Below are 19,794 nucleotides of genomic sequence, written 5' to 3' on the forward strand. Positions count from 1 at the left end.
CAACAAGCACATAGTAAAACAATCCAGTCACATCATACAAATATAAAAAATACGAAAATAACATACATGGATTATTTTCCTTTCTTTTCCATATATAACGAAACACTGTAAGAAAAATAACACATATAATAAACCAGACCCCCAGCATTTTATCCTCCTCATACAAATCTTGCATTATGTTATGAAAGAAAAGAGGCTCTTTTTGTATATTCTAAAAGAACCTCCTTTTTTCAACTTATTGCTATGAACATTTATTTCTTTGTGATATATCCCTGTGCTTTTAATAACTCTGCGCAAAGGACAGCACCACCTGCTGCACCTCTGACTGTATTATGGGATAAACCAACAAACTTCCAGTCATATACAGTGTCTTCACGAAGACGACCAACGCTGATTCCCATACCATGTTCAAAGTCAACATCCATTGATACCTGTGGACGATTGTCTTCTTCCAGATACTGGATGAACTGCTTTGGTGCGCTTGGAAGCTCAAGCTCCTGAGGAACGCCCTTATATGATACCAACTTTTCGATCAACTGTTCCTTTGTAGGATTCTTCTTGAACTTAACAAATACAGCTGCTGTATGTCCGTTTAATACAGGAACACGGATACACTGACATGTGATAACCGGTGTTGTTGCAGGAACGATCACTCCATCCTCGATCTTACCCCAGATACGAAGTGGTTCCTTCTCTGACTTTTCTTCTTCTCCACCGATATATGGAATGATATTTCCAACCATTTCCGGCCAGTCCTTAAAGGTCTTACCTGCACCTGAGATTGCCTGATATGTGGTAGCAACCACCTCATATGGCTCAAACTCTTTCCATGCTGTAAGAACCGGTGCATAAGACTGGATGGAGCAGTTTGGTTTTACTGCTACAAAGCCTCTGGTTGTTCCAAGTCTCTTCTTCTGGAAATCAATGACCTTCATATGCTCCGGATTGATCTCAGGTACTACCATAGGAACATCCGGTGTCCAGCGATGTGCTGAGTTGTTGGATACTACAGGAGTCTCTGTCTTTGCATATGCTTCTTCAATCGCCTTGATCTCTTCCTTTGACATATCAACTGCACTGAATACAAAATCTACAGTTGCAGCAACCTGTTCTACTTCATTTACATTATGAACGATGAGCTTCTTAACGCCCTCCGGCATCGGAGTATCCATCTTCCATCTATCGCCGACTGCCTCTTCATATGTCTTTCCGGCACTTCTTGGGCTTGCAGCCACTGTTACAACCTCAAACCATGGATGATTCTCTAATAATGCTATAAATCTCTGTCCCACCATACCGGTAGCACCAAGAATACCAACTTTCAGTTTATCACTCATTTTTACTAATCTCCTAATCTTTTTTCTTAGATCGCGCGAACCTTGATAACACCATCAATTGCAAGCAATGCATTGATATCGTCTTCTGTAGGAACCTTATCAATGTCAAGGATTGAGTATGCATATTCACCCTTTGCCTGACTGATCATTCCCGATACATTTCCGCCCTGCTTTGCAAATACGCCTGTAAACTGTGTCAGCATGTTAGGAATATTCTTATGGCAGATTGTAACTCTGGCAGTATCACCACATACGCCCATATTTACATTTGGATAATTTACGGAGTTCTTGATATTACCATTCTCCATAAAGTCTGTGATTTCTTTACATGCCATGATCGCACAGTTATCTTCAGATTCTTCTGTGGAGGCACCAAGATGTGGTAATGCAATTACATTTTCTGTACCTGCGATTGCCGGATTAGGGAAATCTGTTACATATTTTGCTACCTTGCCGCTTGCAAGTGCTGCCTTGATATCTTCATCATTTACAAGAACATCTCTTGCAAAGTTCAGGATTCTGACACCATCCTTCATCATGGCAAATGCATCTGCATTCAACATTCCCTTTGTTGCAGGAAGTGCTGGAACATGGATCGTGATATAATCACATTCCTTATAGATATCTTCTACATTTGTAATATGTTTGATGTATTTGGATAAGCCCCATGCTGCATCAACGGATACAAACGGATCATAACCATATACTTCCATTCCAAGTCTGACTGCGATATTTGCTACCTTGGCACCGATCGCACCAAGACCGATAACGCCGAGCTTCTTGCCGGCGATCTCATTACCTGCATACTGCTTTTTCTGCTTCTCAACTGCTTTTGCAAGGTTCTCGTCAGAAGCATTGTCCTTTACCCAGTTGTATCCGCCCATCAGATCACGGGAAGCAAGAAGCAGACCTGCTACAACCAGTTCCTTAACACCATTTGCATTTGCACCTGGAGTATTGAATACTACAACGCCCTTTTCTGCGCATTTATCAAGTGGAATATTATTTACACCTGCACCTGCTCTTGCAACACACAGGAGTTTGTCTGAAAGTTCCAGATCATGCATGGATGCACTTCTTACCAGGACCGCATCTGCGTCTGCATAATTATCCGTTATTTCATATGTATCCGGTAACAGCTTCATGCCACATGCAGCGATCGGATTTAAACAATTCACTTTAACTGCCATTTTTATTTAACTCTCCTTTATATCCGCCTCCGCATGCAATCCCAAAGGACTGCATGCAGAATGCTCTTATTATGAATTCTTCTCTTCGAAATCCTTCATGAATTCTACTAATTTCTCAACACCTTCGATCGGCATTGCATTGTAGATCGATGCTCTCATGCCGCCAACCGTTCTGTGTCCCTTCAGATTTACAAAACCAGCTTCTGTTGCAGCCTTTACGAACTTGGCATCTAATTCTTCATCACCTGTAACAAATGGAACATTCATTAAAGAACGATCCTCTTTTACTACAGTTCCCTTAAACATCTTGGAGCTGTCTAAGAAATTGTAAAGGATTGCTGCCTTCTTCTCATTGTGCTCCTTCATAGCTGCAAGACCACCCATCTCTTTTACCCATTTGAATACCTTGCCACAAATATAGATACCGTAGCATGGTGGTGTATTGTAAAGAGAATCTGCATCTGCCTGTGTCTTATACTTTAACATGGTTGGTGTAAATGGCATAACGTCATCACGGATCAGATCTTCACGGATGATCGCAACTACTACACCGGCCGGACCTACGTTCTTCTGTACGCCAAAGTAGATCACACCATAGTCAGATACATTGACCGGCTGAGACAGAATGTCGGATGACATATCTGCTACCAGAATCTTACCCTTTGTATTTGGAAGCTTGTGATATGTAGTTCCATAGATTGTATTGTTGTGACAGATATATACATAATCTGCATCCTCATCAATCGGAAGATCAGAACAATCCGGGATATAGGAGAATGTCTTATCTGCTGATGAAGCAACAGCATTTACCTTTCCATATTTTTTAGCTTCTTCGTATGCTTTCTTTGCCCACTGACCTGTGATGATGTAATCCGCTACACCATTCTTCATAAGGTTCATAGGTATCGCAGCGAACTGCTGGGAAGCACCGCCCTGTAAGAATAATACTTTGTAATTATCAGGGATTTCCATGATATCGCGAAGATCCTGTTCTGCCTCTTTGATGATCGTATCGAATGCTTTCGATCGATGACTCATCTCCATAACACTCATGCCTGTTCCTCTGTAGTCAAGCATTTCTTCTGCTGCTTCTCTTAATACAGATTCAGGAAGCATGGATGGACCTGCTGAAAAGTTAAATACTCTTGCCATTTTTTATCTCCTTCTTTTTTAATATTGTTATTTTTAATTATCAAGATCTTTGTCTGTGAAACAGGTGTCGATTGCAGCACCTGGAGCTACCATAGGCCATACCTTATCATCGGAATCGATCATAACATCCAGTACGGTCGGACCATCTGCTGTCAATGCCTTCTTAAACTCTGTTTCAAACTCTTCGATCGATGTGATCTTACTTGCATTTGCCCCAAGTGCTTTTGATACTGCTACAAAATCAACAGAATCATCTAATACTGTATTCGAATACCGCTGTCCGTAGAACAGATTCTGCCACTGTCTTACCATTCCGAGAACGTGATTATTTAATACCACCTGAATGATAGGTACTTTATAACGGGCTGCTGTCGCAATCTCGTTCATATTCATACGGAAGCATCCGTCTCCTGCGATATTTACTACAGTCTTATCCGGTCTGCCATATTTTGCGCCGATAGCTGCACCGACACCGTATCCCATAGTACCAAGTCCGCCTGATGAAAGGAAAGTTCTTGGCTCCTTATAAGTGTAATTCTGTGCCGCCCACATCTGGTGCTGACCTACATCAGTAGTGATTATAGCATTTCCTTCGGTAATTTCATAGATTTTTTTGATAGTTGCCGGTCCATTTAAGTGATTCATGTCGTATGTGACCGGATTTTTCTCTGTTAAATCCTTGATTTCTGCCATCCAGGAACGATTTGACTGAGTTGGAAGTTTACTGTTTAATATCGTCAGAACTTCTTTAGCATCACCCACAATGCTTGCATTTGCCGGAATATTCTTATCGATCTCGGCTGCATCGATATCAATATGAATGATCTTTGCATTTGGTGCGAACTTGGAAGCATTTCCGATTACACGGTCGGAGAAACGTGCTCCTACCACGATCACAAGGTCGGATCTGGATACTCCAAGATTCGATACCTTGGTTCCGTGCATTCCGATCATGCCGGTATAACGCTCGCTTGTACCATCATATGCGCCCTTTCCCATAAGTGTATCACATACAGGTGCATCTACCTTCTCGGCAAATTCTTTTAATTCTTCGGAAGCTCCTGAATGATCACTCCGCCGCCTGCCATGATATATGGTCTTCTGGATACTTTGATCATCTCGATCACTTTATTTATATCTTCTTCCCGGATTGTATCTGTCTTACGCTCGATCACTGCCGGTTCTTCATATGTATACTCTGCCTCTGCAGCCGTAACATCCTTTGTAATATCAACAAGGACAGGACCTGGTCTTCCACTCTTTGCGATCTTAAATGCACGTCGGATCGTCGGTGCCAGATCTTCTACATTTTTTACGATAAAGCTATGCTTTGTGATCGGCATTACAACACCTGCAATGTCGATCTCCTGAAAGCTGTCCTTACCAAGCATATTTACTCCGACATTTGCGGTGATCGCAACCATCGGAACGGAATCCATATATGCAGTTGCAATTCCCGTTACAAGGTTTGTTGCACCGGGACCGGATGTAGCCATACAGACACCGACCTTACCTGTTGCTCTTGCATATCCGTCAGCGGCATGTGCTGCCCCCTGCTCATGTGATGTAAGTACATGCGTGATCTCTTCCTGATGCTTATATAAGGCATCATAGACATTTAAGATTGCGCCCCCCGGATACCCGAACACAATATCAACACCCTGTTCTTTTAAACATTCAATTACTATCTCAGAACCTGATATCTTCTTTGCCATTTTCCTTTTGCTCCTTTAATACTCTCTACTTATCAGCCTTTGGTACCTCTAAGATTGCTCCACGATTTCCTGATGTTACCATAGCGGCATATCTTGCAAGATAACCGGTTGTTACCTTCGGTGTTCTTGGCTTCCATGCAGCCTTTCTCTGTGCAAGCACATCATCCGGTACATCTAACGTGATCGTAGTATTGTTAATATCGATCTTGATGATATCTCCCTCTTCTACGAGTGCGATCGGACCGCCAACTGCTGCTTCCGGTGAAACATGTCCGATGGATGCGCCACGGCTGGCTCCTGAGAATCTTCCGTCTGTGATCAGGGCTACCGATGAGCCAAGTCCCATACCGGCGATCGCTGATGTCGGATTTAACATCTCACGCATACCGGGACCTCCCTTTGGTCCTTCATAACGGATAACAACGACATCACCAGATACGATCTTACCGCCCTTGATTGCTGCGATTGCATCTTCTTCACAGTCAAATACTCTTGCAGGTCCTTCATGCACCATCATCTCAGGCACAACAGCGGAACGCTTTACAACAGAACCGTCCGGTGCAAGATTTCCCTTTAATACTGCAAGACCACCAGTCTTACTATATGGATTATCCAGTGTACGGATAACTTCCGGATTCTTATTTGCTACGCCGTCAACAGCTTCACCGATCGTCTTACCGGTTACTGTCATACAGGCTTCATTTAACAGACCTGCGGATTTTAATTCATTCATAACAGCGTATACGCCACCAGCTTCATTCAGATCTTCCATATAAGTAGGACCTGCAGGAGCCAGATGACATAAGTTTGGTGTCTTGGCACTGATCTCATTTGCATAGGAAATATCAAAGTCAAACCCGATCTCATGTGCGATAGCCGGAATATGAAGCATGGAGTTGGTAGAACATCCAAGCGCCATATCAACGGTTAATGCTTGATGATTGCTTCTTTTGTAATGATATCTCTTGGTCTGATATTCTTTCTGTACATATCCATAACAGCCATACCTGCATGCTTTGCAAGCTTCAGACGCTCAGAATACACCGCAGGTATCGTTCCGTTTCCAGGAAGTCCCATACCAAGTGCTTCTGTTAAGCAGTTCATGGAATTCGCTGTATACATACCGGAACAGGAACCGCAGGTAGGACATGCCTTACATTCAAATTCATTTACATCTTCTGCTGTCATGGTTCCTGCCGAATAAGAACCAACAGCCTCAAACATACTGGAAAGACTGGTCTTATGACCTTTTACATGACCTGCAAGCATTGGGCCACCGGATACAAATACGGTAGGTACATTTACTCTTGCTGCAGCCATTAACAGACCAGGTACATTCTTATCACAGTTCGGGATCATAACCAGTGCATCAAACTGATGTGCAGTTGCCATTGCTTCTGTAGAATCAGCGATCAGATCTCTGGTTACTAATGAATATTTCATACCGATATGTCCCATAGCGATACCATCACAGACTGCAATTGCCGGGAACATGACAGGTGTACCACCAGCCATAGCAACTCCCATCTTAACTGCCTGTGCGATCTTATCCAGATTCATATGTCCCGGAACGATCTCATTGTAAGAACATACAATACCTACCAGCGGACGTTTCATTTCTTCCTTTGTCATACCGAGTGCATTAAACAGGGAACGATGTGGCGCCTGCTGCATTCCGACTTTTACATTATCACTCTTCATATCTATACTCTCCTTTATTTTATGCGTTCTGCAATTAAATCTCCCATTTCAGAACAGCTTACCGGTGTCATTCCTTCCGAAATGATATCACATGTTCTGTAACCATCTACCAGTACCTGTTTTACAGCCTGCTCTACTGCATCTGCTTCCTTATCCAAGTCAAATGTGAAGCGAAGCATCATAGCTGCCGACAGGATCGTTGCGATAGGATTGGCCTTGTTCTGTCCTGCAATATCCGGTGCTGATCCGCCGCTTGGCTCATACATACCAAACTTCGTCTCATTTAAGGATGCAGACGGAAGCATACCGATCGAACCTGTGATCATGGATGCCTCATCGGAAAGGATGTCACCGAACATATTCTCTGTTAATACAACATCAAACTGTGCAGGATCCTTTACAAGCTGCATTGCGCAGTTATCAACTAACATATGCTCATAGCTTACTTCCGGATAATCCTTTGCCACTTCTTCTACGATCTTTCTCCATAATCTGGAAGAATCCAGAACATTTGCCTTATCTACAGATGTAACTTTCTTTCTTCTCTTCATTGCGATATCAAAACCCTTGATCGCAATACGACGGATCTCGTTCTCATTATATACAAGGTTATCATGTGCAGTTAACACACCATCGATCTCCTCTGTACTTCTTGTTCCAAAATACAGGCCACCTGTCAGTTCACGCATGATCATCATGTCAAATCCACGATCTGCGATCTCTTCCTTTAACGGACAGGCACTCTTTAACTCCTCATAAAGATTTGCCGGTCTTAAGTTTGCAAATAATCCAAGCTCCTTACGGATCTTAAGAAGTCCTGCTTCCGGTCTTAAATTTGGAGGAAGCTTATACCATGGCGAGGTAGAAGTATTTCCACCAATGGAGCCTAACAATACGGCATCCTTTGATTTTGCTACTGCTACTGCCTCATCTGTAAGCGGCACTCCGGTTGCGTCGATCGAGCATCCACCCATCAGGATCTGCTCATAATCAAATGTATGACCATATACTTCACCGACTTTATCCAGAACCTTCATTGCTTCTGTTACGATCTCAGGGCCAATACCGTCACCCTTGATCACTGCTAAATTACATTTCATCTTTTATTCCTGCCTTTCTTTACCAAGTAATGCAACCTCGCCTTTCGGCTCGGTTTGTGCTGCGCACTATACATTTGAATAACTCCTATGCTGTATGCAAGCAAGCTTGCATAGCATAGAGTTATTCAAATGTGCATTACTTGTTGTTAATGTAGTTAATCAGACCTTCATTCTTAATGATCTCCTGCATGAATGGAGGAAATGCCTGCCCCTTATACCGGGTATCCTTTGTCTTATCGTAGATGATACCACTGTCAAAATCGATCTCTACTTCATCACCGTCCTCGATACCTTCTGCTGCTTCCGGACACTCAATGATCGGAAGTCCGATATTGATCGAGTTACGATAGAAAATTCTTGCAAATGTATCTGCGATAACACAGCTTACACCGGATGCTTTAATCGCGATCGGTGCATGCTCTCTGGAGGAACCACAGCCAAAGTTCTTCTTTGCCACAATGATATCTCCTGCTTTTACGTTGTTTACAAATTCCTTATCTATGTCTTCCATACAGTGTTTTGCAGCTCCGCAGGATCTGATGAATTCAGATATCTTGCAGGGATAATAACATCTGTATCTACGTTGTCACCATATTTGTGTACTGTACCATATGCTTTCATTCTGCGTACCCTCCTTAATTATAATCCAAGTTCTTCCGGACTGCTGATCTTGCCTGTGATCGCTGATGCTGCTGCAACAGCCGGGCTTGCCAGATATACTTCTGAATCAACATGACCCATACGTCCTACAAAGTTACGGTTGGTTGTGGATACGGCTTTTTCTCCTGCTGCCATAACACCCATATGTCCACCAAGACATGGTCCACAGGTAGGAGTGGAAACTACAGCGCCTGCCTTTACAAATATCGTCATGAGTCCTTCTTCGATACACTGTAAGTATACTTCCTGTGTTCCGGGGATCACGATGACACGAACACCCTGTGCTACCTGTCTGCCCTTGATGATATCTGCTGCAATACGCATATCGGAAATACGTCCATTTGTACAGGATCCGATCACAACCTGATCGATCTTGATATCGCCAACTTCATCAATTGTCTTTGTATTCTCCGGCAGATGTGGAAATGCAACTGTTGGACGAAGTGTAGAAAGATCAATCGTATACTCTTCATCATAAACTGCATCTGCATCTGCTTCATACTTCTTGTAAGCCTTTGTGGAATGTTCCTTCATGTATGCTTCTGTTAATTCATCCACCGGAAAGATTCCGTTCTTGGCACCTGCTTCGATTGCCATATTTGCGATAGTAAAACGATCATCCATGGTCAGGTTCTTAATACCGTCACCAACAAATTCCATAGATTTGTATAATGCGCCGTCTACACCGATCATACCAATGATGTGAAGGATAACATCCTTACCGCTGACCCAAGGTGCTTTCTCTCCTACAATATTAAACTTGATCGCAGATGGTACCTTAAACCATGCTTTGCCTGTCACCATACCGGCTGCCATATCAGTACTTCCAACACCGGTTGAAAATGCACCAAGTGCACCATATGTACATGTATGAGAATCTGCACCGATACAGGTCTCGCCTGCAACAATCAGTCCCTGCTCCGGTAACAGAGCGTGCTCAATACCCATAGAACCTACATCAAAAAAATTCTTGATCTGGTTCTCTGCCGAGAATTCTCTGACACATTTACAATGCTCTGCACTCTTAATATCCTTATTCGGTGTAAAGTGATCCATTACAAGTGCAATCTTATTCTTATCAAATACTTCTTTCTTATTGAATTTGTCCATCTCATGAATTGCTACAGGTGTTGTAACATCATTTCCAAGTACAAGGTCCAAATCTGCCTCAATCAACTGTCCGGCTTCCACGCTGTCAAGTCCTGCATGTGCAGCTAAAATCTTCTGAGTCATTGTCATACCCATGTGCTTTGTCCTCCTGATCCTAAATCTTATTTTGTAAATAACTGTCGCTATTTCACGCATTTTGTTATTGAATATTTTTATTGATTTTACCACACCGACTGGTATAATTACAATATATAATAGTAATACATTGTATAACTTGTATTTATATATTGGAGGGACGCCATGATCAATAATCTGAATTATTATAATGTGTTTTACACAGTTGCTAAAACCGGCAGCATCAGCCGTGCCGCAAACCAGCTTTATATCAGCCAGCCCGCAGTCAGCAAGGCGATCAGCAATCTGGAAGAAAGCATAGGGATTGCACTCTTTGTCCGCAATTCCAGGGGCGTTGCCCTGACCGAAGAGGGGACGATCCTGTATGACTATATCGAACGCGCGCTGGATAACATTGTAAAGGGAGAAGAAAGTCTGAAAAAATACAACGAACTTGGGATTGGTCATATCCGTATCGGTGTCAGCACCTCTCTCTGCAAGCATATCCTGTTGGACTACTTGAAGCCCTTCATCAAAGATAACCCGAATATCAAGGTCAGCATCGACTGCCACTCTACCAAAAATACGATCCGGCTCTTAAAAAATGAAGAAATCGACATCGGTCTGATCTGCGAAACGGAACTACCTAAAAATATCACTTATTCCCATGTACGCTCCATCCATGATATTTTCGTGGCAAATAGTGATTATATCGATAATTTTCCATACCGGGAAACAGAAGCCGGTCTGGAAGCAGGCGAAGGAACCGCCGATATACAACCGGAAACTACCGGCTATCCGGTATTTCCCGGCTCGATCATAGGGAACCTGATCCCGCTTATGAATGTACAGCAGTCCGTTTTGGATTCTGAAGTCCTGACCGAAGATCATATCCGGGATATCTTCCGCCACTCTACACTTATGATGTTAGAGGAGGCAAATGTAACCAGAACCCATGTCGATAACTATCTGAATGAACATTCATTCCACTGTAACCAGCTTCTTGAGATCAATAACATGGATCTCCTGCTTGACTTCGCAGCGATCGGTATGGGAATCGCCAGTGTTGTCCGGGAATTCTCTGAAAGCTACCTGAAGGATGGACGTATCGTAGAAATCCCCCTTCCAACACCTATTCCAAAAAGAAGTGTCGGCTTCGCCTATCTGCAAAACCGACACCAGTCAAAAGCGTTATGTACTTTTTTAGATTATTGTAATATTTCGTGATTTCATCACTTAATACATTCCACAAAATCAGATGTATTGTGTGTCTGTATTTTCCCGTCCACTTTTATGCTTTGTAAGGAACTGGATCACACCAAAAGCAACGATAAGCAACAGACTAAGCAGAGATATCCATTTCGATACTGTCTGCATTATGGTTTTTCCGTACCAGACACAAATCGTTCCGCTTTTCCCATTCAGTTCCAGTCTGACCAGTCCGGTATCCGGATCTTTGGAAACCGGAAGCAGTTCCTGACTGCCGGCCGGATCGGCTACAGTTGCTTCATATCCTTTGTAGTAATATTTCGGAACAACACAACTGTCATAAGTACCATTTACATCAAAGGAATAGCTTCCATCTGAATGATATTCACCTGTCTCCGTCTTCTCATTCTCTCCATACAACCATATCGTTCCACTGTTATCACTGAACACTGTCTGTCCTCTGTCTGCTTCTGATGGCAGCCATTCACAAAAGCCGATCTCATTTGTATTTGCCGGTGTCTCGATATAGTCATATGAATAATCCATGTGCCGAGGATCTCCACCTGCCATACGACACTCAGATTAAAGACACCGACCAATACGCAGAGCACAAAACACAGTTTGCAGTTTTTCTCGGATAAAAGACTGTGTTTGTATAATGCATATAACTGGTTTCCGATTCCAAATGCTACAAAAAATTCTGTGAACATATTCAGTCTCCATGGAAACTGCAGACTGATAAGCGGTGTTTTATCTATTAATTTCCATGGGAACAACCGTGTTTCTATGAGTAACAAACCAACTGCAAGGCAAAGGCACAGAATTGCCTTTTTATTTTTTATCTGTGACCGTAGTCCAAGCATTACCAGTAACAGGAAAATACCAAGCTCTGCAAAGGAAACTGACAGTCTTCCACTTACAATACCAAGCATCGTCATCATCTCATCCTGTGTCTCAAATGCCGGATTCGTACTGACATAAAATGTTCCATCCGCAAATTGTTCCAATACCGGAATCCAGTAAAATGCAGTCAGCAGTACACAACCTAAAATCTCAGCCAGCACGCCCAGAATATGCTTTTTATCCCATACCTTTCGGATACAGATCAGCACCCATACCACAGCGATTCCAACACATAACACGAAGCTGATCGTGTGACAGAGCAGCAAACCGGAAAATACCAGACATAACAACCCTTTTCTCCGTTCTTCCCGTTCTGTATAATCATACAATGCCAGAAATACCAGAGGAATGAATGCCATAGCGACAACTTCTCCCATTGCCGACCGTCTGTATATATCTTCCAAATGATAATGTCCCATTGTATAAAGTACCATCGTAACAAGCCCCACAAAATGACTTTTTCCAATTACTTTTCCTGCCCGGTATGATGTATAACAGGTCAGTAACAGCAACAGGAAAATATATCCCTTCATGGCTCCTGCCGGTGACAGTCCCATAAAACGAAGCAGGATTGCAGGAAGCAGCAGGATATCCGGATAAAAGATTCCTGCTCCATAACCATACCCCTCCAGCAGTTTATCATAAATATATGCAGGGAAACCCTGTCCGGTCTTTATTGCATGATAAACACTTTCTATTCTCAGAATATGAAAAGTCATATCGTCTCCCTGCGGAAGCAGTTTCCCCATACATGGTATCATGCACAGCAGACTGACAACCAGCATTATAACCAGCCATTCCATTCGTTCTCTTCTGCTTTTCTCCATAAGATCATTAATCAAAAATAGAAGAATTTAATTAATTTTCTACTCTTGTTTTTCCTTCCTTAATTATTTGAAGTTTTCTGGTATTCAACCATATAATAAACGCTGTACACAGCAATCCTAATATACTACAGATAATTCCGGCTTTTAGTCCATATGGAAAGTAAGTAATACGAATATCATGTTCTCCTGCCTGCATCTCTATACCGATTAGCGCTTTTCCGATTGGGACCACTGATTCTCTTTTACCATCTACATATATCTGAAATCCCTTGTAATATGGAATTGAGGTATATAAAATGCCATCTTCTTTTGCCGATATGTGTCCCTCAATCCGTGTATCATCCAAACGAGACACTTCTAATTTCTGCGCCCTTAATTGAGTCAAAGAAGTCTGCATGAGAACATCATCCAAGCTATAAAAATTAATCATCGTTTCCCCTTTGACTCCAGGACTCGCAAGTGTATATACAAGAAGACTCACCTTCTGTCCTTTTTTCAAATTACCAAGGTCAAGGATCTCGCCATTTGATGGATATGTATCAAGTGTACTATATTCTTTTCCATCAATATATACATTTGTCATAACTCTATATGCATCACTTAAGTGTACATACAAATGTATATCTTCTGGAATAGTAATTCCTAATGACAGATTCATTACAGAATCATTCAAAGCTGTTGATAAATATGGGAATAAATTACCTTGTTGTTTAAATGGCAGGCAATAATTTCCTGAAATCTCTATAGACGGAATGGTAACCTCTGTAAACAAATCAGTCTTTTCCCCTAAGGCACTGCTCATAAAAGCATTCTGTACTTCAAATGCATTTCCATTCATCCAATCATTCAATTCAAGTTCATAAGAACACATAAATCCAAGTCCGGCTAAATAATCATTTTCCATTAATTGAAGTACATCCGAAGTCTGCTGATAATCATTATATATTTTCTTTTGTTCTTTACTGGTATATCCACCATAATGCGCTGGTGAATCCGTTAAAACATTTCGTACATTAAACATAGCTGCAGTTACAGGTGTTGTTCCACGATATACATAACATCCACCATTATCCTGATAAGAGAGTCCTAACCTTCGAAACAGCCACACCATTTCTGTATTTTTCATTGACGAAAACAAATTTGTATCTGAATCAATCATATTGTTTGTTGAAAATACCCAGCTTGTCTTTCTCTCTCCCGCCTGCAATTTAATTGCTTTATAATCGTCTTCCCATTCCGATGCAGCAATATTAGGAAGAACTCTTATATCTACCTTTGAGTTATCATTGATCAAAAACGAGTTTCCCATAACTTCAAGCAAACATAAAACAATTACATTTATAAGCATACTTTTCCCTGTTATGCTATTTCTTTCATACAAAAATAAACATATTAAACTGTAAACAAGGATCAGAATTGTTCCCATGTAACATATAATATTTTGTACATCATTATTCCATATAAATGCACAAATTGTTAAACCCATCAGAATGATTGCAACTATTGACATTCTAATAATTCCAAGTTTTTTTAATTTACAAACCTGTTCAAATGCAGATATTATAATAAATACTGTAAGTAAAAAAACATCTCTATTGGATATACTATGCGGATATGAAAAACCATGCATCACATAGATCAATCCCGAAACACACAGGGAAGCCGCCAGAAACAGCAATATCACACAGCGGCGTATACGATTGCCAGGCGTTATCTCCGCATTAAGCAGATAGCAGACCATCAGTACCACAATACGAGTTAACTGTAAACAAATCGTGTCCAGCTATATCCAATGCATGTCCCCAGAAAAAGCTCTGAATAAAGTTTCCTATATTTCCAATCGTGTTCCATGTATAAGAGGATGCATTTGTAAAATTATCATTTCTGGAACGTACTAATATGTAACACGGAATTAATACTGCTGCTGCCGCAAGTGCAGCACAGACAGATACCAGAAACCATTTGACAAAGCATTTCATCCATGCTTTGCATCCTCCCCGGTTCTGATCAATAAACCAGAAGAAGGATAACAGACAGACAAACCATGCAAAATAAAAATTCACAACAAATACAAGTATCATGGTTACGATATACAATCTGTAATCTTGTTTTCTGACAATTTTCTCAATTCCAAGCATAACAAAAGGAACCAATACCAGGCTGGTAAGCCACATCAGATTATACTGATAGGCTAAAATATAATTGCACATTGCATAAACAATGGAAAATACAAATGTTACTCCATCATTTATCCTTCCATGCTCCATAGAATTAATATATGTATGTCTAAAATAATACAATGCAGAAACAGCACACATACCAATTTCCACTGCCATGGTTACGATCATGCCCAGTTCCATACTGTATCTGCCAAAACAAAGCGTGATCAGGTTGAATGGGCTCATCAGATAATACATCATATTGCAATAAAAATCATAACCCATTCCACCATTCCAACTAAAAAGCAGTGACTGGCCGTTTTTTAACCGGTCATATAATTCTTTAAAAAAAGAAAGGTACTGATCTTTGGCATCCCCAAGTAAAATAGAATTATCACCAAATGGATAACATTTTCCAATCAACATATGTACCAGAAGTCCGATAACCGGTACACAGAATGCAAGAACATAAAGTCCCCAACTTCTTTTTTTCCCTTTCTCTTTTTTGTCCATAGTTCCAATCTCCTTTATATTTATACCTAAATCTGTAAAAATTCTTTTTCTCATTTTTCTGACTACATCATGAATCTGTCAAAACCTCATGATTATACAAGTCTTTAACAAATAATAAAGCCCGCATAATCCTCTCTCAGCCACCAAACGGTTATGCCTCAATCCTATCATGCGGGCTTTTATTTATGATCTATTATTCTCTTACTTGAAGTAATCTACACCACTTTCAAAGATCTTCTGGTTCTGGTCGCCATAGATATTGACTGCAACCGCACGACCGGTACGCTCTGAATGTCCCATCTTACCAAGTACACGACCATCCGGGCTTGTGATACCTTCGATCGCATAGTAAGAACCATTGACATTGTAGTACTCATCCATTGTCGGGTTACCATTCATATCAACATACTGTGTTGCAACCTGACCATTTTCAAACAGCTTCTCGCACCATTCCTTGCTTGCAACAAATCTTCCCTCACCATGTGAGATTGGAATTGTGTATACGCCGCCAAGTTCAGCTTCCTTTAACCATGGGGACTTGTTTGTTACCACCTTGGTATAAACCATCTTGGACTGATGACGACCGATACTGTTGATCGTCAATGTAGGTGAATCATCTGTCTGTGGACGGATCTCACCGTAAGGAACCAGTCCGAGCTTGATCAGTGCCTGGAATCCGTTACAGATACCAAGTGCAAGACCATCTCTCTGCTGTAACAGCTTCATAACCTCGTCTGCGATCTTCGCATTACGGAATGCTGTTGCGATAAACTTACCGGAACCATCCGGTTCATCACCTGCGGAGAAGCCACCCGGGAACATGATGATCTGTGACTGGCTGATTGCCTTTGTAAATGCATCTACAGAATCACGAATGCCCTGTGCTGTCATGTTGCGGAATACGATCGTCTCAACCTCTGCACCTGCACGTTCAAATGCCTTTGCAGAATCATATTCACAGTTTGTACCCGGGAATACAGGAATGAATACCTTTGGCTTTGCAACCTTATTCTTTGCTGTATATACGGTCTTTGCATCAAAAAGACCGGTCTCGATCTTCTTCTGTTCTACACCTGACTCTGTCGGGAATACCTTCTCCAGTGTCTTTGTCCATGCAGCAAGTGCTTCATCCATTGTAACTGTTACATCACCATAGGTGAATGCTGCACTGTTATTTACAGTACCGATCTTCTTAACCGGAATACCAAGTGTATTTACATTCTCCGGCTTCACTTCAAGGATGATTGAACCATAATCCTTGGAAACCAGTTCTCTCTTTGTAATACAGGTATCAATATCTACACCCAGTTTATTACCAAATGCCATCTTGCTGACAGCTTCGATCATACCACCAAATCCTACAGCGTAAGCAGATTCTACCTTGTCTGCAAGGATTGCCTGATGTAACAGATCGTACATGGCAAGTACATTCTGATATACCGGGATATCATTTTCATCTTTTTCTATATCAAGCTTAACAAGCACATTGCCTGCTTTCTTAAGCTCCGGTGTTACTACGTTCATGTAACTTGCAACATCAACTGCAAAGGAAACCAGTGTCGGAGGAACATCGATATCATTGAAGGTTCCTGACATACTGTCTTTACCCCCGATAGATGGAAGTCCAAGTCCGACCTGAACATCATATGCACCAAGCAGGGCTGCAAATGGCTGACCCCATCTGTATGGATCTGTTCCGAGTCTCTTGAAATACTCCTGGAAAGTCAGACGGATCTTTGAAACATCACCACCGGCTGCTGCGATCTTTGCTGCAGATGTTACAACTGCATATACAGAACCATGATATGGGCTCCAGCTTGACAGATATGGATCAAATCCATAACTCATCATTGTGATCGTATCGGTCTTACCCTTCATAACAGGAAGCTTTGCGATCATTGTCTGTGTCGGTGTAAGCTGATACTTTCCACCATATGGCATCGTTACTGTGCCTGCTCCGATTGAGCTGTCGAACATCTCAACAAGGCCCTTCTGTGAGCATACATTCAGATCTGACAATGTGTCGATCCATGCTTTCTTTACATCTTCCGGTTCTTTTACAGAATCGAAATAATTATCTGCCTTTGCAGGAATCTCTACCTTAACATCTGTTTCCTGATGTGCGCCGTTTGTATCAAGGAATGCACGGGAGATATTTACGATCTCTTTTCCTCTCCATGTCAGAACCAGTCTTGGTTCTTCTGTTACTTCTGCTACAACAACGGCTTCCAGATTCTCTTCATCCGCATACTTAAGCATCGTATCTACATCTTTTGGATCTACTACGATAGCCATACGCTCCTGAGATTCTGAAATAGCAAGCTCTGTTCCATCCAGACCTGCATATTTCTTTGGAACCTTGTCCAGATCTACAACCAGACCAGGTGCAAGTTCTCCGATCGCTACGGATACACCGCCGGCACCAAAGTCATTACATTTCTTTATGATAGAAGCAACTTCTTCTCTTCTGAACAGTCGCTGGATCTTTCTCTCTGTTGGAGGATTACCCTTCTGTACTTCTGCACCACAGGTCTCAAGAGACTGGCTGTTATGTGCCTTGGATGATCCGGTTGCTCCACCACAACCGTCACGACCGGTACGTCCGCCGAGAAGGATGATCTTATCTCCCGGATCAGAATTCAGACGTTTTACCGCACGTCTTGGAGCTGCACCCATAACTGCTCCGATCTCCATTCTCTTTGCTACATAATCCGGATGATATATTTCATTTACAAGTCCTGTTGCAAGACCGATCTGGTTACCATATGAGCTGTAACCTGCTGCTGCGGTCGTAACGATCTTTCTCTGTGGAAGCTTTCCAGGAAGAGTATCCTTTAAAGACTTTGTAGGATCTGCTGCTCCGGTTACTCGCATAGCCTGATATACATATCCTCTACCTGACAACGGATCACGGATCGCACCACCAAGACAAGTAGCAGCACCACCAAACGGTTCGATCTCAGTTGGGTGGTTATGTGTCTCATTCTTGAAGAATACGAGCCATTCCTCTGTCTCACCGTCTACTTCTACAGGAACGATGATACTGCAGGCATTGATCTCATCGGATACTTCCATATCGTCTAATTTGCCTGCTGCCTTTAACTGCTTCATACCCATAAGGGCTATATCCATCAGACAGATGAACTTATCATCTCTGTCCTTATACATTTCTTTCATCTCTGCCCGGTAAGCATCAAATGTCTTCTCAAGCATATCCTTATAATCACCATCATCAAATTCAACATTTGTAAGCTCTGTTGAGAATGTGGTATGACGGCAATGATCAGACCAGTATGTATCCAGCACACGGATCTCTGTCATAGATGGATCACGCTTCTCTTCACCCTTGAAATACTTCTGGATATGAAGGAAATCCTTAAATGTCATCGCAAGTCCGAGGGAATCATATAACTCCTTTAACTTGTCCTCAGCCATATCCTTAAAACCATCAAAGATAATAACATCGGCCGGTTCATCATACTCGGTAACAAGTGTCTCAGGGATCTCCATACCACAGGCTCTGGAATCTACCGGGTTGATACAGTATTCCATAACTGCTTTTAACTGCTCATCCGTTACATTACCGGATAAAATATATGTTGTGGCTGTCTTTATGATAGGATCTTCATCTTCATTTAAAAGCTTAACACACTGTTCTGCTGAATCTGCTCTCTGATCGAACTGTCCCGGAAGGAACTCAACAGAAAATACCTTATCTGTATCTGCCATTGGAAGATTATCTCCCTCGTAGATCATATCGATCGGTGGCTCTGAAAATACTGTAACCAGTGCTTTTTTGTATGTTTCTTCAGACAGATTCTCAATATCGTAACGAACCAGTACTCTTACATACTCGGCATCGATATTCAGATAGTTCTTGATCTCGTCATGAAGTTCCTTTGCCTTAACTGCATAGTCAGGCTTCTTTTCAACATAAACTCTCTTAACTGTGCTCATAAAAACCTCCATTTTTATCATATGTTTTTTCCCATATTTCGGGAATTCATATTATTACAAGCGTTTCACAACGCCTATGATACCACTTTTGAAATTCATTGAATAGCTTTTTTCAGCTTTTCTTTTTAAATTGTTGCTGTTTACCGA

At 41.7% G+C, this 19,794-nt stretch carries 11 protein-coding genes and 3 pseudogenes; 1 reads left to right on the top strand and 13 read right to left on the bottom strand.

Features of this window, described 5'->3' with window-relative positions:
* Window positions 1-251: 251 nt before the first annotated feature.
* The 8 genes and pseudogenes from asd to leuC all read right to left on the bottom strand — a co-directional run bounded on the left by asd (window position 252) and on the right by leuC (window position 10,100).
* Window positions 252-1,337 carry an aspartate-semialdehyde dehydrogenase gene (gene asd, locus DXA07_RS10260; protein ID WP_008402908.1) on the bottom strand — a complete coding sequence of 362 codons (1,086 nt, stop codon included), beginning with the start codon at window positions 1,335-1,337 and terminating at the stop codon, window positions 252-254.
* Window positions 1,338-1,363: 26 nt separating this feature from the next.
* Window positions 1,364-2,527: a phosphoglycerate dehydrogenase gene (locus DXA07_RS10265; protein WP_117821899.1), complete on the bottom strand. Its 1,164-nt coding sequence runs from the start codon at window positions 2,525-2,527 to the stop codon at window positions 1,364-1,366.
* Window positions 2,528-2,596: 69 nt separating this feature from the next.
* Complete coding sequence (gene serC, locus DXA07_RS10270) at window positions 2,597-3,679, bottom strand: 3-phosphoserine/phosphohydroxythreonine transaminase (protein WP_021944398.1); 1,083 nt, start codon at window positions 3,677-3,679, stop codon at window positions 2,597-2,599.
* 33 nt (window positions 3,680-3,712) lie between these two features.
* Window positions 3,713-5,394: pseudogene (gene ilvB, locus DXA07_RS10275) on the bottom strand (biosynthetic-type acetolactate synthase large subunit).
* Window positions 5,395-5,419: 25 nt separating this feature from the next.
* Window positions 5,420-7,095, bottom strand: a pseudogene (ilvD, locus tag DXA07_RS10280) (dihydroxy-acid dehydratase).
* Window positions 7,096-7,109: 14 nt separating this feature from the next.
* Window positions 7,110-8,195 carry a 3-isopropylmalate dehydrogenase gene (gene leuB / locus DXA07_RS10285; RefSeq protein ID WP_118484518.1) on the bottom strand — a complete coding sequence of 362 codons (1,086 nt, stop codon included), beginning with the start codon at window positions 8,193-8,195 and terminating at the stop codon, window positions 7,110-7,112.
* Between the two features lie 136 nt (window positions 8,196-8,331).
* Window positions 8,332-8,816 (bottom strand): annotated as a pseudogene (leuD, locus tag DXA07_RS10290) (3-isopropylmalate dehydratase small subunit).
* Between the two features lie 18 nt (window positions 8,817-8,834).
* The gene (leuC, locus tag DXA07_RS10295; protein ID WP_021944394.1) at window positions 8,835-10,100 is read right to left on the bottom strand and encodes a 3-isopropylmalate dehydratase large subunit; all 1,266 of its coding nucleotides are present in this window, start codon (window positions 10,098-10,100) and stop codon (window positions 8,835-8,837) included.
* A gap of 165 nt (window positions 10,101-10,265) precedes the next feature.
* Between leuC and DXA07_RS10300 the strand changes: the two genes are divergently transcribed.
* Complete coding sequence (locus DXA07_RS10300; RefSeq protein ID WP_118484520.1) at window positions 10,266-11,306, top strand: LysR family transcriptional regulator; 1,041 nt, start codon at window positions 10,266-10,268, stop codon at window positions 11,304-11,306.
* 27 nt (window positions 11,307-11,333) lie between these two features.
* Here DXA07_RS10300 and DXA07_RS13095 read toward each other — a convergent pair whose 3' ends face one another.
* From DXA07_RS13095 to DXA07_RS10325, 5 genes are all read right to left on the bottom strand, one after another.
* On the bottom strand, window positions 11,334-11,708 hold the full coding sequence (locus DXA07_RS13095; protein WP_118484522.1) for a hypothetical protein: 375 nt from the start codon (window positions 11,706-11,708) through the stop codon (window positions 11,334-11,336).
* Window positions 11,639-13,018, bottom strand: coding sequence for a DUF6541 family protein (locus tag DXA07_RS10310; protein WP_147352512.1), 1,380 nt, complete (start codon window positions 13,016-13,018; stop codon window positions 11,639-11,641). Before DXA07_RS10310 ends, DXA07_RS13095 begins: the two co-directional genes overlap by 70 nt.
* A gap of 31 nt (window positions 13,019-13,049) precedes the next feature.
* Entirely contained in the window at window positions 13,050-14,759 is a 1,710-nt protein-coding gene (locus tag DXA07_RS10315; RefSeq protein ID WP_118484526.1) for a YfhO family protein, read from the bottom strand.
* Entirely contained in the window at window positions 14,740-15,690 is a 951-nt protein-coding gene (locus tag DXA07_RS13770; protein ID WP_182427462.1) for a YfhO family protein, read from the bottom strand. The genes DXA07_RS10315 and DXA07_RS13770 overlap by 20 nt, the downstream gene beginning before the upstream one ends.
* A gap of 201 nt (window positions 15,691-15,891) precedes the next feature.
* Window positions 15,892-19,647, bottom strand: a complete 3,756-nt coding sequence (locus tag DXA07_RS10325; RefSeq protein WP_117807396.1) for a phosphoribosylformylglycinamidine synthase — start codon at window positions 19,645-19,647, stop codon at window positions 15,892-15,894.
* Window positions 19,648-19,794: the final 147 nt, after the last annotated feature.

The organism is Clostridium sp. AM54-37XD (genome assembly GCF_003478225.1).
Classification (GTDB): Bacteria; Bacillota; Clostridia; order Lachnospirales; family Lachnospiraceae; genus Coprococcus; species Coprococcus ammoniilyticus.

Excerpts from the sequence above, each read along its gene's own strand:
- asd (WP_008402908.1), bottom strand. The coding sequence starts at position 1,337 with ATGAGTGATAAACTGAAAGTTGGTATTCTTGGTGCTACCGGTATGGTG.
- DXA07_RS10265 (WP_117821899.1), bottom strand. The coding sequence starts at position 2,527 with ATGGCAGTTAAAGTGAATTGTTTAAATCCGATCGCTGCATGTGGCATG.
- serC (WP_021944398.1), bottom strand. The coding sequence starts at position 3,679 with ATGGCAAGAGTATTTAACTTTTCAGCAGGTCCATCCATGCTTCCTGAA.
- leuB (WP_118484518.1), bottom strand. The coding sequence starts at position 8,195 with ATGAAATGTAATTTAGCAGTGATCAAGGGTGACGGTATTGGCCCTGAG.
- leuC (WP_021944394.1), bottom strand. The coding sequence starts at position 10,100 with ATGGGTATGACAATGACTCAGAAGATTTTAGCTGCACATGCAGGACTT.
- DXA07_RS10300 (WP_118484520.1), top strand. The coding sequence starts at position 10,266 with ATGATCAATAATCTGAATTATTATAATGTGTTTTACACAGTTGCTAAA.
- DXA07_RS10310 (WP_147352512.1), bottom strand. The coding sequence starts at position 13,018 with ATGGAGAAAAGCAGAAGAGAACGAATGGAATGGCTGGTTATAATGCTG.
- DXA07_RS10315 (WP_118484526.1), bottom strand. The coding sequence starts at position 14,759 with ATGGTCTGCTATCTGCTTAATGCGGAGATAACGCCTGGCAATCGTATA.
- DXA07_RS13770 (WP_182427462.1), bottom strand. The coding sequence starts at position 15,690 with ATGGACAAAAAAGAGAAAGGGAAAAAAAGAAGTTGGGGACTTTATGTT.
- DXA07_RS10325 (WP_117807396.1), bottom strand. The coding sequence starts at position 19,647 with ATGAGCACAGTTAAGAGAGTTTATGTTGAAAAGAAGCCTGACTATGCA.